14 protein-coding genes and 1 pseudogene are annotated in these 14507 nt (G+C 74.5%); 9 read left to right on the top strand and 6 right to left on the bottom strand.

The annotated features are described in order from the left end of the window. Window positions 1-236: 236 nt before the first annotated feature. The 5 genes from ACFYUY_RS39925 (at window position 237) to ACFYUY_RS39905 (ending at window position 3597) form a co-directional block, all read left to right on the top strand. Complete coding sequence (locus tag ACFYUY_RS39925; RefSeq protein ID WP_360222706.1) at window positions 237-722, top strand: SRPBCC family protein; 486 nt, start codon at window positions 237-239, stop codon at window positions 720-722. Beyond that, a complete protein-coding gene (locus ACFYUY_RS39920) occupies window positions 719-1720 on the top strand; it encodes an alpha/beta fold hydrolase (RefSeq protein ID WP_387908405.1) in 1002 nt (333 codons plus the stop codon). Before ACFYUY_RS39925 ends, ACFYUY_RS39920 begins: the two co-directional genes overlap by 4 nt. 314 nt (window positions 1721-2034) lie before the next feature. Beyond that, window positions 2035-2451, top strand: a complete 417-nt coding sequence (locus tag ACFYUY_RS39915; RefSeq protein WP_387908402.1) for a hypothetical protein — start codon at window positions 2035-2037, stop codon at window positions 2449-2451. 106 nt (window positions 2452-2557) lie between these two features. Next, a complete protein-coding gene (locus ACFYUY_RS39910) occupies window positions 2558-3070 on the top strand; it encodes a MarR family winged helix-turn-helix transcriptional regulator (RefSeq protein WP_387908399.1) in 513 nt (170 codons plus the stop codon). Continuing rightward, window positions 3067-3597 (top strand): MarR family winged helix-turn-helix transcriptional regulator, encoded by a 531-nt coding sequence (locus ACFYUY_RS39905; protein ID WP_360222717.1) that lies wholly within the window; start codon window positions 3067-3069, stop codon window positions 3595-3597. The genes ACFYUY_RS39910 and ACFYUY_RS39905 overlap by 4 nt, the downstream gene beginning before the upstream one ends. 156 nt (window positions 3598-3753) lie before the next feature. Here ACFYUY_RS39905 and ACFYUY_RS39900 read toward each other — a convergent pair whose 3' ends face one another. Then, window positions 3754-4671 carry an SAM-dependent methyltransferase gene (locus ACFYUY_RS39900; RefSeq protein WP_387908396.1) on the bottom strand — a complete coding sequence of 306 codons (918 nt, stop codon included), beginning with the start codon at window positions 4669-4671 and terminating at the stop codon, window positions 3754-3756. A 496-nt stretch (window positions 4672-5167) separates the two neighbouring features. On the opposite strand from ACFYUY_RS39900, the gene ACFYUY_RS39895 reads away from it, so the two are divergent. Continuing rightward, on the top strand, window positions 5168-7099 hold the full coding sequence (locus ACFYUY_RS39895; RefSeq protein WP_387908407.1) for a putative Ig domain-containing protein: 1932 nt from the start codon (window positions 5168-5170) through the stop codon (window positions 7097-7099). Window positions 7100-7262: 163 nt separating this feature from the next. Here the strand turns inward: ACFYUY_RS39895 and ACFYUY_RS39890 are convergent, their stop codons facing one another. Continuing rightward, on the bottom strand, window positions 7263-7604 hold the full coding sequence (locus ACFYUY_RS39890; RefSeq protein WP_387908393.1) for a hypothetical protein: 342 nt from the start codon (window positions 7602-7604) through the stop codon (window positions 7263-7265). A 411-nt stretch (window positions 7605-8015) separates the two neighbouring features. On the opposite strand from ACFYUY_RS39890, the gene ACFYUY_RS39885 reads away from it, so the two are divergent. The 3 genes from ACFYUY_RS39885 to ACFYUY_RS39875 all read left to right on the top strand — a co-directional run bounded on the left by ACFYUY_RS39885 (window position 8016) and on the right by ACFYUY_RS39875 (window position 12061). Next, entirely contained in the window at window positions 8016-8366 is a 351-nt protein-coding gene (locus ACFYUY_RS39885; protein WP_360222726.1) for a hypothetical protein, read from the top strand. Then, window positions 8359-10530: a caspase domain-containing protein gene (locus ACFYUY_RS39880; RefSeq protein ID WP_387908390.1), complete on the top strand. Its 2172-nt coding sequence runs from the start codon at window positions 8359-8361 to the stop codon at window positions 10528-10530. Before ACFYUY_RS39885 ends, ACFYUY_RS39880 begins: the two co-directional genes overlap by 8 nt. A 196-nt stretch (window positions 10531-10726) precedes the next feature. Further along, on the top strand, window positions 10727-12061 hold the full coding sequence (locus ACFYUY_RS39875) for a M64 family metallopeptidase (RefSeq protein ID WP_387908388.1): 1335 nt from the start codon (window positions 10727-10729) through the stop codon (window positions 12059-12061). 85 nt (window positions 12062-12146) lie between these two features. Here the strand turns inward: ACFYUY_RS39875 and ACFYUY_RS39870 are convergent, their stop codons facing one another. The 4 genes and pseudogenes from ACFYUY_RS39870 to ACFYUY_RS39855 form a co-directional block, all read right to left on the bottom strand. Next, window positions 12147-12533, bottom strand: a complete 387-nt coding sequence (locus tag ACFYUY_RS39870; protein WP_360222734.1) for a hypothetical protein — start codon at window positions 12531-12533, stop codon at window positions 12147-12149. 347 nt (window positions 12534-12880) lie between these two features. Then, on the bottom strand, window positions 12881-13489 hold the full coding sequence (locus ACFYUY_RS39865; protein ID WP_387908385.1) for a DUF1772 domain-containing protein: 609 nt from the start codon (window positions 13487-13489) through the stop codon (window positions 12881-12883). Between the two features lie 205 nt (window positions 13490-13694). Next, entirely contained in the window at window positions 13695-14336 is a 642-nt protein-coding gene (locus tag ACFYUY_RS39860) for a hemerythrin domain-containing protein (protein ID WP_387908384.1), read from the bottom strand. Between the two features lie 82 nt (window positions 14337-14418). After that, window positions 14419-14507: pseudogene (locus tag ACFYUY_RS39855) on the bottom strand (NmrA family transcriptional regulator); the annotation flags it as partial.

Here is a 14507-nt window from a genome sequence, read left to right as displayed (position 1 = left end):
CCTACCGCTTCAAAAACCAAACCCGCCACCTCGACCTCACCAACTACCAAACCACCACCCACACCCACCCCTAACCACCCCACACACCAAAACCACCAAAACAACCAAGACCAACGGAAGAGTCGGAACACAGCCGGCCACCGAGACCCAGCACCACGCGGCGATCAGGAGGCCCGCCCATCTGCGGGCCTCCCGCACCGCACCCCCGAATCCCTCCCCCGGATGGAGTCCGCCCCGTGCACGCCTACGACCTCGTCGACGAAGCCGTCATCAACGCCCCCGCCCCCCAGGTCTGGAAGGCCCTCATCGCCGAACTCAACGGCGCCGCCACCTGGTGGACCCCGCACAACACCTTCGAGCCCGGCAGCACCGGCCCCGAGCACGTGGGCGGCACCACCCTCGTCACCGTCCACACCAAGGGCGTCGACAAGGGCGGCCCCAAGCTCCGGTTCACCGCGACCACGACCCGCATCACCCCCGGGGAGCACTACGCCGCGGACTACACCGACGGCGCCTTCCGCGGCCAGGCGACCTTCACCCTCACCCCCACCGAGGACGACACCAAGACCCGCCTCACCATGACCTTCACCGCCAGCCCCCACGGCTGGCTGAAGCTCCTCGCCAAGGTCGCCGACATCCCCGCCCAGCACTCCAGCGCCACCCACAACGCCTTCAAGCACCTCAACACCCACCTCACCACCGCCGCAGGAGGAGCCCGATGACCACCACTCACCCTCCGGTCCGGAAGCTCCGGGAGGCCCGGACGGCCCAGGGCTCGGCCCCGGTGCGGCTCGCGGCCCTGCCCGCCGACCCGCGCCCCGTCGCGATCACGGACCTCACCGTCCGCACCGACGACGGTGCCCTGCTGACCGTCGCGCTGCACCGCCCGGCCGGGGAGCCGGCGCAGGGCGAGGCGACCGGTGGGCGGGACGAGGCGACCGGGACGCCGGACGCGGGCCCGGTGATCGTGCTCGCCCACGGTTGGGCGGCGAGCCGCGCCGTCTGGCACACCACGGCGACCCTCCTCGCCGGCGCCGGCCACACGGTGGCCAGTTACGACCAGCGCGGCCACGCGACGTCGACGGGCGAGAGCGGGAGCGTCTCGATCGAGCGGCTCGCCCAGGACCTCGGCGCGGTGGTGGACGCCGTCGCCGGGACCCGCCCGGTCGTGGTGGTCGGCCACTCGGGCGGCGGCTACGCCGCGCTCGCGTACGCCGCGCGCCTGCACGCCGAGCAGCCGGAGACGGCCGCCGACCGGCTGGTGGGCCTGGTGCTGGCCTCGACCGCCGCCCACGGCCAGGAGACGCCGGCCAACGAGGTCAGCATGATGGGCTCCAAGAAGTTCAGCCGGGCGCTCGGCATCGGGTGGCTCGGCCGCAGGCTCCTCGGGAAGACCCACGGCCCGGCCGCGACGTTCGAGGCCCGCGAGCGGAGCCGGCACCTGTTCGCCACCACCCGGCCGGCGATCCGCGCCGCCTTCTTCGCCTCCACGCAGGACATGGACCAGCGCGACGGGCTCCCCCGGATCGACACGCCGACCACGGTGGTCACCGGCACCCTGGACAAGATCGTCGACCCGTCCCACAGCCGCACCCTCCAGCAGCACCTCCCGCAGGCGACGCTGCACACCATCGCCGACGCCGGCCACATGCTGCCGCTGGAGTGCCCGCAGCAGCTGGCCGAGCACGCCCGCGCCCTCGCCACCCGCGCCGCTCGCTGACACCCGCCCCGCGCCGCGGCGCGCCGGCAGCTCTGACAGTGCCGACGGCGCGGGCGGCACGGCCAGCGCGGGCGGCACGGGCCACGCGGACGGCGCGGACGACGCGGACGACGCGGACGACGCGTCATGACGTCGGCCCGGCCGGGGCATCGGCCTCCTCCCGTCCGCTGACGGCCGCGGCCGGAACCCGTTTGACATGCACCGTAGGCTCGGGGCACGTCGGCGGAGCGGCCTTCCGGAGCGCCCGGTCACCGCGCGCCGAGAGGAGGAGGAGCGTGCTCGTCGTGTTCAGGTGCCGACAGTGCGATGCCCCGTTGTCGCCGCCCCTTCGGCGCCGCGAGTGGGTCCCGCTGCCGAGGGTGAAGGGGCGGGACCACTACACCTACGGGCCGTCGACGGTCCCGGCGGGGTTCTACGCGTCCGACCCGGAACCCCGCCGGATGCTGGACGGCAGTGACGCCGCCCTGGTGCTCAATCCCGGGGACGGTGGGCTGCTGCACCCGACCGAAGTGTCGGGCCGGAGTTACGGGTGCTGCCGGCTCGACGGGATCGACGGCCCGAACCGCGTGTGCGCCGGGTGCGGGAGCGAGGTCGGTGTCGAGATCTCCGACTGCTGGACGGAGTACGACGTCCGGCTGCTGGCCTCCGCCGTGGTCGAGGCTCCGGCCGTCGGCGAGGCCGCAGGCGGGACTCCTGCCGTGGCGGAGCCTCCGGCCGCCGGCGAGGGGTAGCTCGGGAGGCGTCCCCCGGGAGGGCCTGGATCTGGTTCCCCGGCTCGGACGCCTCCGTCCGGGAAGATAGTAGCCATGGACATAGTAGCCATGTACGGTATCTGACATGAGTTCAGCACCCGAACGCGCGACCGCGGGATTCCTGGTCTGGCGCCTGTCGACGAAGTGGCGGGTGGCCGTCGACCGAGCGGTCGCAACCCTGGGTCTGACCCACGCCCAGTACGCCCTGATGGCCTCGCTCCACGGCATGCACCGCTCCGGGCTGCGGCCCAGCCAGCGCCAACTGGCCGACCACACCGGCCTGGAGGCGCTCTACGTCTCCAAGCTCGCCCGTGCCCTCGAGTCCGCCGGGCTCCTCGCCCGCACCCGCGACCCGGACGACCCGCGCGCCGTGCAGCTGTCGCTGACCGGGGACGGGCTGGAGGTCACCGGCCGCGCGATCGCGGTGGTCCAGGGCCTGCTGGAGCGGCTCCTGGAGCCGTTCGGAGGTCAGGACAGCTCGCGCGCACGACAGTTCACCAGCGAGCTGGCGACCCTGCTGGACGTACCGCTCGATCCGCCCACCGCGCTCGATCCGCCCGGCCCGCCCGAGCCGACCACCGAGAAGGAGCAGTCATGACCCCCACCCCGACCCCCACCCCGACCCCCGCCACCACCCCCGCCGCCAACGGCCGGGTCGTCGCCCTGGCGCACCACGCCGCGCGCGCCGTCCTGGAGGGCGTGCTGGACCGGCACGGCCTCACCTTCCACCAGAACGTGCTGTTCCGGGCCGTCGTCGTCGGCGGTTCCGTCGACAGCATCCCCGTCGGCCCCGGCTCCGTCACCACCGGCTCCGTCACCACCGGCTCCATCGGCCGGGACGAGCTCGTCGCGGACGTCGCCGGTTCGCTGAAGACCGACGAGACCCTCGTCCGCGGCGTCGTCGAGGAGGCGGCCGCCGCCGGCCTGCTGGAGCAGGACCCGGCGGACGCCTCCCGGGTGCGGCTCACGGCCGCCGGGCTCGAGCGGTACGAGCGCGCGGCCGCCGAGACCGCCGAGGTCTCCGCCCGCCTGTACGACGGCATCCCGCCGGAGGACCTGGCGGTCGCGGGCCGGGTCCTGACCCTGGTCACCGACCGGGCGAACGCCGAGCTGGACCGCGCCTGAGGCCCTGTCAGGACGGGCCTGTCAGGGCCTGTCACGGCCTGTCACGGCCTGTCAGGGCCTGTCACGGCCTGTCAGGGCCCGAAGGGCCCGCCCGAGGCACCCGAGGCTCCGACGGGGCGTCCAAGGGCTCCGCCGGAGCAGGCCGAGCGGGCGGGGTCAGGGCGTCCGGACGGCCTCCACGAAACCGCTCGTGGTGGGCCCGGAGCCGGCCGGGAACGGCCGGCCGAGACCGGCCGCCACCTCGTCGAGCAGGGTGACCCGGGTGCTCCAGCCGTGGGCGTCGAGCCACTCGTGGGTACCGGTTCCGAGCCCGCCCTGCCAGAGGTCGGTGATGTGGGCGAGCGAGGGGTCCTGCGGGGTGCTCGCGACGTCCCGGCCCTTCTCCAGCAGCAGCCGGCTGCCCGGCGCGGAGAGCTCCCCGACGGCGCCGAGCAGGCCGGCGGCCTCCTCCGCGGTGAGGTAGACCAGCAGGCCCTCCGCCAGCCAGGCGGTGGGCCGTTGCGGGTCGAAGCCGGCCTCGACGAGGCGGCGCGGCCACTCCCCGTCCAGCAGGTCGCCGGGCAGGGTGGTGCGCTCGCAGGCGGGGGCGGCGCCGAGCCCGTCGAGGACCTGCTGCTTGAAGGCGAGGACGGGGGCGAGGTCGAGCTCGAACAGCCTGGTGCCGGCCGGCCAGTCGATCCGGTAGGCGCGGGCGTCGAGGCCCGCCGCGAGCAGGACGACCTGGTCCGTGCCCGCCGCGCGCAGGCGGTCGTCGTAGAAACGGGTGCGCAGGATCCCGTGGACGACCAGCCGGCGCGCGAAGGGGCTGTCGGGGCCCGCGGTGGGCACCGGCACGGCGGAGGCCTCGACGAAGGCGGCGGCGTAGCGGTCGACGAACAGCGGGTCGGGGCGGGAGCTCTCGTAGGCGCGCACCAGGGCGACGGCCAGCGCGGTGCGGGAGACCGGGCTCAGCGGGCCGGCGGCCGTCGGATCGGCGCCCGCAGGGCCGGTACGCGAAGAGCCGTCGCTCGAAGCTCCCCCGCCCGAAGGGAAGTTGGACGTCGGGTCGGCAGCGGTCGGGTCGGTGGTCGTCATGGCCGGGAATCTACCGCGCCCGAACATCCCCGGGCCCGGTCGGGGGGTTCCCGGCGGCCGCGGCGGGGCAGCGGGCCCGCGTCGTCTCTGCCGCTCGGAAATTGATGGGCAAGGCCCGGTAAAGGCGGCGGGCAGCGCCTTGTAGCCGCCGTCGGCCCGTCGTTAACCTCATGGCCACGCCACTCGGCAACGCCGTGAAGTGGTGCGCTTCCTGACGTGCCGTCGCATGTCATGAACCTGAGGTTCCACTCCTGGGGGCGCCCCCACCTCTGTACAGCGCGAGCACACCGCCGAGCCCGCGGCCACCGCCGCAGCCCGGCCAGCACGTGCCGAGATCCCGTCAGCACGGGTCCGAGCCCGTACCCGGCGAACCCCATGCCGGCACCGGCCCGCGCTCCCACCCCCCACGGAGGGTCGACTCTTGCGCTTCCACTCCCCCGGCAGCCCGCGCCCGCACCGGGCCCGCGGACTGCTCGCCGCCCTGCCCGCCCTGGCGATGGCCGCCACCGGCCTGCTCGCGGTCACCGCCCCCACGGCCACCGCCTCGGCGCCCGCGAGCGGTCCCGCGCACTCCGGCGTCGCCACCAAGCGGCTCTGCGCCGCCCCGACCCGCCCCGGCCAGATGGCCTGTCTGGCCCTCGCCCGCACCGACCTGCCCCAGCAGGCCTCCCTGGCGCCGGACATCAACCCCTCCGGCTACGGCCCCACCGACCTCGCCGCCGCGTACAACCTGCCCACCTCGGCCGGGTCCGGCGCCACCGTCGCCATCGTGGACGCCCAGGACGACCCGAACGCCGAGTCCGACCTCGCCGCCTACCGCTCCCAGTACGGCCTGCCGGCCTGCACCACCGCCAACGGCTGCTTCCGGAAGGTCGACCAGCGCGGCGGGACCAGCTACCCGACCGCCGACAGCGGCTGGGCCGGCGAGATCTCCCTCGACGTCGACATGGTGAGTGCGGTCTGCCCCAACTGCCACATCCTGCTGGTCGAGTCCGACGACGCCTCCATGGACAACCTCGGCGCCGCCGTCAACACCGCCGTCTCGATGGGCGCCAAGTACGTCTCCAACAGCTACGGCGGCTCGGAGGACTCGACCGACCCGAGCTCCGACTCCAGCTACTTCAACCACCCGGGCGTCGCCATCACCGTCTCCTCCGGTGACTCCGGCTACGGCGTCGAGTACCCCGCCGCCTCCCAGTACGTCACCGCCGTCGGCGGCACCAGCCTCAACCGGGCCTCCACCAGCCGTGGTTGGAGCGAGAAGGTCTGGGGCAGCACCTCGGGCGGCAACGGCGCCGGCTCGGGCTGCTCCGCCTACGACCCCAAGCCCAGCTGGCAGAAGGACACCGGCTGCGGCAAGCGCACCGTCGCCGACGTCTCCGCCGTCGCCGACCCGGCCACCGGCGTCGCCGTCTACCAGACCTACGGCGGCTCCGGCTGGAACGTCTACGGCGGCACCAGCGCCTCCTCGCCGATCATCGCCGCGGTCTACGCCCTCGCGGGCACCCCGGCCGCCGGCACCACCCCGGCCTCCTACCCCTACGCCCACACCGCGTCGCTCTACGACGTGACCAGCGGCGCCAACGGCAGCTGCTCCCCGTCGTACCTGTGCACCGCCGGCAGCGGCTACGACGGCCCGACCGGCCTCGGCACCCCCAACGGCACCGCCGCCTTCACCAACGGCGGCAGCGGCGGCGGGAACACCGTCACCGTCACCAACCCCGGCAACCAGAGCACCTCCCAGGGCTCCGCCGTCAGCCTGCAGATCCACGCCACCGACTCGGCCTCCGGCCAGACCCTCACGTACGGCGCCAGCGGCCTGCCCGCCGGCCTCGCGATCAACGCCTCCACCGGTCTGATCACCGGCACCCCGAGCAGCGCCGGCAACTCCACCGTGACCGTCACCGCCACCGACACCACCGGTGCCGGCGGCTCGACCACCTTCGGCTGGACGGTCACCGGCACCGGCGGCGGCTGCACCGGCACCCAGCTGCTCGGCAACCCCGGCTTCGAGACCGGCAGCGCCTCCCCGTGGACGGCCACCGCCGGCGTCGTCGACAACAGCTCCTCGCAGGCGGCCCACGGCGGCTCCTGGAAGGCCTGGCTGAACGGCTACGGCTCCAGCCACACCGACTCGCTCGCCCAGACCGTCACCGTCCCGGCCGGCTGCAAGGCGACGCTGAGCTTCTGGCTCCACATCGACACCGCCGAGACCGGCAGCACCGTGTACGACAAGCTGACCGTCTCGGCCAACGGCACCGCGCTGAAGACCTACAGCAACGTGGACGCCGCGGCCGGCTACCAGCTGCGCACCTTCGACCTCTCGTCCTACGCGGGCCAGAGCGTCACCGTGAAGTTCAACGGCGTCGAGGACTCCTCCCTCCAGACCAGCTTCGTGGTCGACGACACCTCCCTCACCACCTCCTGACCTCCTGACGGAGGCCAACGGGTCGCACGACGGGACCCGGTGGACGGCCCGGCGCACCGATCGGTGTGCTGGGCCGTCGGCCGGTCCGGCGCGGCCGCCGGGACGCGGTTCCGTCGGCCCAGGCGGTCCAGGCGGTTCAGGCGGTCCAGGCGGTCGAGTCGGTTCAGTTCGTGTAACTCACCCAGCCACGCAGCGCGTTGGTGTTCGGCGGGCAGAAGACGCGCACGTTCAGGAAGGTGGTGTACGGGCCGACGGTGCGGGTCGATCCGTCCGAACAGCTCACGTTGACCCACCACTTGGTGGTCCCGGTGGCCGAGCAGGAGATGTTGAAGTACTGCTGGTTCCCTGAGGTGCCGAAGGTCCCGGTGCTGCAGTTGACGCTCTGCAGCGAGGCCGGCGCGGCGGTCTGCGCCTGAGCGGCCGGGGCCGCCGCGAGGCCCAGGGCCGCGACGGTGGCGGCGGCCGCCAGGCTGCCGGCGATCCTGTTCCTGATCCGGTTGTTCACGTGGTCCGCCCTCGTGGTCGGTGGAGCGCGCGGGCGCGCCGGGCGGGGCCAGGTCCCCGTCCGGCGCTCTGTCTGCGGCGACTCTAGGGATCCGGCGCACCGGGGAGCATATGACGGCGGGAAATGCACCCGACCCGCCCCGGACAGCCGGTTCGGCCCGCCGCCGGCTCACCTCCGGGGCGGAACGCCGCTGGACGGACGGCTGGGGCGCCCCGCCCGGGCCGGGAACGGCCGAAACCCGTCCGTCGCACGGCCGTTCGCACCGCCGCTGGCACCGTTCCGTGCGCCTGCGCGATTCCGCCGCAAAAGGGCCGAGTCGACCACATCGGAGGCGCCGTCCTGGCATCATCCCCTCCGTGCCCGGGACGGGCCCGGGTCACGTCGGACACCGGTGGAGCAGGTGGGGAGAACATGGACGCACGCATAGCGGTCACGGGCGGCGACGAGGTCCGGGAGACGGCCGAGCTGTGGGAGTGGCTGCGCCACGAGCGCGAACTGGTCGGGCTGGTCCGGGCGGTGCCGACGGCACCCGCCGAGGGCGAACTGGGCGGGGCCGTCGAGGTGCTGGAGGTGGCACTGGGCAGCGGGGGCGCGGGCGCCGTCCTCGCCGGATCGCTCTCGACCTGGCTGCGGACCCGTCGCACGGACGTGACGGTCACCGTCACGACCCCGGCCCGCACGGTCACGCTGGACGTCCGGGGGCTCAAGCCCGAGGACGTCACCCCGCTCCTGCGCGAGGTGCTGAGCGGCGGCGATGACTGACCGACCCGAGCCACCCGACTTCGCGAACTCCCGCGCGATCCTGATCGGTACGGGCACCTACCGGCGCAGCGGCTTCCAGCCGCTGCCGGCCGCCCTCAACAGCCTGACCGCCGTGGAGCAGGTGCTGACCGACCCCCGGCTGTGCGGCTGGCCGCCGGACCGGATCACCGCCATCCCCGATCCCAGCGACATCCGCGAGCTGCTCCCGCAGCTGCGCGAACTGGCCCGGGAGACCCGCGGAGTGCTGCTGCTCTACTACGTCGGGCACGGTGTGATCCTGCCGCGCGGCCAGCTCTGCCTCACGCTGACGGACACCAACCCCGATCACCCCGACGCGGGCGGACTGGTGTACGACCGGGTCCGCGAGGTGTTCCTGGACAGTCCGGCCAAGGTCAAGGTCGTGGTGCTGGACTGCTGCTACTCGGGCCGCGCCATCGAGGCGCTGGCCGCGGGGGCTGACCCGGCCGGGGCCGCACACATCCGCGGGGCGTACATCCTCGTCGCCAGCGACCGGGCCGCCCACGTCGTCCCGCTGAGCGAGCAGGCCGAGGCGACCACCTCCTTCACCGGGACGCTGCTGGAGCTGATCCGGGACGGCATGCCCGGCGGGCCCGTCTGGCTCACCCTCGGCGCCCTGTACCCGCACCTTCAGGACCGGCTGAGGCAGCGGGCACTGCCGCCGCCCAACCAGCTCGGCACCGATTCCGCAAACCTGTTCGCCTTCACCCGCAACGCCGCCCACCGGTCGCCGTTCGCCACGGCCCTGGCAGCCGCCTTCGCCCGGGGGCGGCTCCACCGTGACGTCACCCTGGAGCAGCTGGCGCAGGAGAGCGGCCGCTCACCGGAGGAGGTCTCGTCCTACCTGTCGGGCACGGCGATCGCCCCGCGCGACTTCGTCGACGCCTTCCTCGCCGCCCTGGAGCGGCACGGCGTCCCCCTGCCCCCGGGCCGCCTCGGCACCCTGCACGAGCTGCGCCTGACGGAGCTACGCGAGAGCCCGCTGCCCGCCGTGCAGGTCGTCTACCTGCAGGAGGTCACCGAACAGCTCCGGCACGAGGTCACGGTACTGACCAGGGAGCGGGACGACGAGCGGCGCGGCCGCCTGGCGGACCGGGCCCTGGCCGTCCGGGAGGCCTCCCGGTTGGCGGCGCGGCTGACCGCCGAAGAGGCGCGCAGCCGCCGCCTGCAGGAGTCCTCCGAGGAGAAGGACCGCAGGCTCGCGGCGGCCGTCGCCTTCGCCCACACCCGGGAGTCGGACCTCGTCGAGATCCGGCGCGAGGCGGACTCGCTCGGCCGGGAACTGGGCGTCCTGCGGCTCCAGGTCCAGCGGCTGATGGACCCGGCGGACGGCGAGCCCCCTCCCCCGGCCGACGCGGATCCGGTGGTGGCCGCGGCCGCCCCGTCGCCGGTGCTCGCGCTGGCGACGGCCCCCGGTCCGGAAGCGGGACGCACCGCCGTCCCCGTCGCCCGGCCGCAGTCGGCCGGGCCGTCGCGCCCACGGCCGCCCCGGCGTGCACCGGTGCCCGTCGGCAGGGTGCTGACCCAGGGCCTGCTCCTGCTGATCGGGCTGTCCGTGGTCGGTGTGGGCTTCGCCCGGTTCCTCGACGAGAGCGTCCGGGTGACGGCGCACCAGGGCGCCCCGGCCTGCGGCAGCCCGGGGCTCGCGGCGGGGGTGGACTGCCTCAAGCCGGAGACCGGGCGGGTCACGGCGACGTTCTCGGAGGACGGCGAGGCCTCGACCGCGTACAAGATCTCGGTGCTCCGGGACACGGCCTCCGGCACCGAGACCTACACCGTCGGGAAGCGGTTCTACGACGACGTGGCGTCCGGCACGGAGGTGGACCTCAAGGTCTGGCTGGGCCACGTGGTCGAGACCTCGTACCACGGCCACCGGGCCGACGTCCCCCTCTACGACCGGTGGGAGATGGTGCTGGTGGCCCTGCTGATCGGCGTGGGGACCAGCGTCGCCGTCCTGGGCGGCGTCCTGGCGCGCCTGGAGAACCCCGGGGTCCTGTGGGGCGCACCCGCGGTGATCGGCTTCACCTCCTGGATGGGGTCCAGCATCTTCGTGCAGGCGGAGCTCTCCCCCTGGGTGACGATGCCCGTGGGCGTGCTGTGCTGGCTCATCGCGTCCGCCGCCGCCTGGGGCTTCGCGACGGTCTGACGAGCCCGCCCCGTCGACCCGCCCGTGCCCGGTCCGGGTTTCCTCCGGACCGGGCACGGGCGGGACCGGCCCGGCCGGCCCCGAGCCGCCCCGCCGGATCGGGGCCGCGCCGGATTCGGCCTTCGCGCCCCGACGGATTGTCAGGTCCGGGACATGGGCATGGTCGAGTCCGACACCCCACCCCAGGAGGACCACCGTGCCCACCCACCGCACCAGGACCGCCGCGCCCCTGCTCGCCTCCGCGCTCGCCGTCGCGCTCCTCGGCGCCACCCCGGCACTGGCCGCACCGGCGGCGCCGCCCGCACCCAACCCGCCCACCGCCACCCGCCACCAGGTGGAGGCGTTCACCGAGGACGGCACCATCTCGCGGACGACCGTCCCCGGCGCCTCCCCCTTCACCGCGCCCCCGGCCCCGGGTATCGCACCGCTGAAGGGTGACGGCGACGTCACCGCACTCGTCCGCAACGGCGCTCCGGCCGACAAGCTGGACGTGGTGGTGATCGGGGACGGCTACACCGCCGAGGAACAGGACAGGTTCCGCGCCGACGCCGCCGAGAAGTGGCGGGAGATCACCGCCGTCGAGCCCTACGCCACGTACCGCGGGCTGTTCAACGTCTGGGCGGTCTCCGCCGTCTCGCCGGAGTCGGGCGTCTCCGGCGATCCGGACCAGGGCACCGTGCGGCACACCGCGCTCGGCGCGTACTTCTGGTGCGACGGCGTCGAACGGCTGCTCTGCGTGGACGACAAGGCCGTCGACCGCTACGCGGCCAAGGCGCCGCAGGCCGACCTGGTCCTCGTGGTGGCCAACAGCGCCAAGTACGGCGGAGCGGGCTACAACGACCTCACCTCCCCGCTCGGCTACGAGGGGATCGCGACGGTGGCCGGCGGCAACGCCAGGTCCGGGCAGATCGCGGTGCACGAGACCGGCCACTCCCTGGGCAAGCTCGCCGACGAGTACGCCTACGACGGCCAGGGGACGTACCAGGGCGCCGAACCGGCCGAGGCCAACATCAGCACGCTCACCGCCGACCGGATGCGCGAACAGGGCACCAAGTGGTCGCGCTGGCTCGGCCGGACCTCCCCCGACGGCGGGACGGTCGGCACCTACGAGGGCGGCGGCTACTACCCGGCGGGGCTGTACCGGCCGACCGAGAACTCGATCATGCGGTCGCTCGGCCGGGAGTTCAACCTGCCCGGGCGGGAGGCGATGATCGCCGGCTTCTACCGCCACGCCACCCCGCTGACCAGCGCCACGCCGACCGACACCTGGCTCACCGCGGCCGACCACCTGTCCGTCGACCTGCCCGTCACGGGCACCCGCCTGCGCTGGTACCTGGACGGGCGCGAGCTGACCGAGCTCCGCGGGCGCACCACCCTGGACCTCGCCGCCGTCCGGCCGTCGGCGCACCGCCCGTTCCCCCGGCTCCCGTACCTGCTGACCGCCGTCGCCACCGACCCCACGCCGGCGGTGGCCGACCCGGACCTGCGGGAGAACCTGACCGCCAGCCTGTCCTGGCTGGTGACGCTCTGATCCCGGGCGGCAGGCACTGAGCGGGGGCGGGCCCGGCGGCGCGGTCGTGCTGGCGGGCCCGCCCCCGCTCGGTGCCGCGGACCGGTCAGGACCCCGGACCGGTCCGTGGCCGGGGCACCCCGGATTCCGGACCGCGCGGCGGGTTGCGCCGCAGCGGGGCCAGCTCCCGAACGAGCGTGCGGACGTCCAGGGCTATGCGCCCGGCGAGCTCACCGGGGCCGGAGCCGGCCGGCAGCCGCCGGGACCACGAGCGGGCCTTGGCCGGGCCGTCCTGGACCATGTCGAAGTTGAGCCGCACCATCCCGTTCACCTCGGCCAGGGTGACCAGGATCCGGGTGTCCGCGAGGTCGATCGTGACCTCGTTCCCGATGCACGAGCACGCCACCAGTCCCTCGATGTCCTCCTCCGCCAGGTACCTGGCCAGGGGAACCGCTCTCCCCCGGACCACGAACGGACGCACCACTGGTCCCATCGACCTCGCCCCCTTCCGGCACACCGACACTCGACCGGTGAACGCCCCGGCGGCGTGGGCGCGGACGCGCCGCGACGACCGGGGCCCGCCCATGCTCCACCCACACCCCCGGAATCGCCAAGTCCAGGACGCCCCAGGAGACTTGACCGAAGGCACCGGCCCGGCGCACCGGCGCACGCCCCGGCGCATCCGCCGCGTGCAGCGCCCCGCGGAACGGGGCCGGCGACGGGCCGGACCGGGGGCAGCTGCGCCCCCGGCACCGCGGCACCCCGGCACCCCGGCACGCGGACGGGCCCGGCACACCGGTGACGGCGTGCCGGGCCCTCCGGGGGCGCGGTCCTGGCGGCTCAGCGCCCGGCGCGGCCGAACCGCCCGTGCAGGACCAGCGCCCGGGTCAGCGCGGCCAGGCCGGCCGTGCAGAGCAGCGTCCGGAGCATGTTGGAGGCGACCCAGGTGCCCTCGAACTTGTCCCGCACCGAGGCGAAGTCGCTGATCTTCGCCGGGTCTCCGGCCGCCGCGAGCTGGTTGTTGAGCGGGATGTTGACGCCCATCGTCACCATCAGCGCCACCACGTACAGCAGGGTCGCCCCGGCCGCCCACAGCGCCGCCTGGCGCCGGCCGGCCTTGTGCTGCAGCCAGGCCGCCACGCCCGTCGCCAGGAAGGCGCCGACGAAGACCAGGCCGAACATGCCGTTCTCGATCGACTTGTTGATGTGCTGCATCGCCGTCACGTACGTCCGGTCGTCGCCGGCCGCCAGGCCCGGCATCACGGACACGTCGAAGGCGAAGAACAGGCCCGCCATCAGGCCCATGGCGATCGTCGCAGCCACCAGGACCGGCCCGGTGGCGCGGCTCGGACCGCCGGGCACGCCGTGCACCGGGGCTCCCTGGCCGAGTCGGCCGATGGCCGTCGGGGACGGGTAGGACAGCGGCGCCGACGTCTGATCCGAACGCATCACAGGAACCCTTCACTCACCCGGCCCGCGGGGGCGGCACCGGCGAAACAGCGGAAACCACGACACCCCCCACCGTGCGGTTCGGCGCGCAACGGAACCGCGACAACCGGAACGGCACCACCCGGCACGGCGCTTGCGGCCGGTTGCGCCCCGGTGGCACGCCTCCGCGACCACCACGGCCACGCCTCCCGGACGCCCCCGGGTCTCAGAGCACCGGGGCGAGGACGCGCCGGTAGCGGCGCTCCAGGACGGTGCGGCCGAGCAGCCGCACCGGGGCCGGGATGGTCGCCGAGACGGCCCGCACGGAGGCCTGGTCGGCACCGTCGAACATCCACGGCTGCAGGTACGTCATCACCTGCGTCGGGGCGCTCTGGATGATCCGGCGCTCCACCCGCAGGTACTCGTCGACCGGGAGGTCCGCGAGCGCGGGGAAGACCACCGGCTCCTCGTGGCCCAGGTGTTCGCGGATCAGCTCCTCGAACCCGGCCGCAGCCGCGGGGAGTTCGGTGCCGCGGCCGGCGCCGAGCAGCTGCGCCACCCGGCCCATGGCCCGCTCGAGCTCCTCGTGGTCCTGCTCCAGCACGCCGCCGCCGTCGAAGCCGGCCACCTGCCGGCGCAGGTACGGCCAGAGGATCTCGTCCTCACTGTGGTGGTGCCAGTCGATCACGGCCCGCAGCCGCCCGAACCAGTCCGCCAGCGCCGCCGGGGACGCGCTCCGGGCGGCCGCCGCCCTCAGCCGGGCGGCGTCGCGCCGCATGGCGACGTGCATCAGCCCGAAGCCCCGCAGCTGCGCGGGCAGGGCGCCTATTCCCTGTTCACTCGACCAGACCGTCTTGCGATCCGACATGACACGACCTCCACAGTGGTTTCGTCACACGATCAACACCCGCCCGGGGGCGGCTCCGACGACCCGCCCCCGGCGGGCCGGCTCACACGTCCCAGACTCCGGTGGCGGCGGCCTCCCGCGCGTAGTCCGCGAAGTCCCGCGGCTCCCGCCCCAGCGCCCGCCGCACCCCGT

Source organism: Kitasatospora sp. NPDC004745, assembly GCF_042873275.1.
In the GTDB taxonomy this organism is placed as follows: domain Bacteria; phylum Actinomycetota; class Actinomycetes; order Streptomycetales; family Streptomycetaceae; genus Kitasatospora.
The sequence above is the reverse complement of the archived record's forward strand: the minus strand, read 5'-3'. Positions and strand labels throughout refer to the sequence as shown.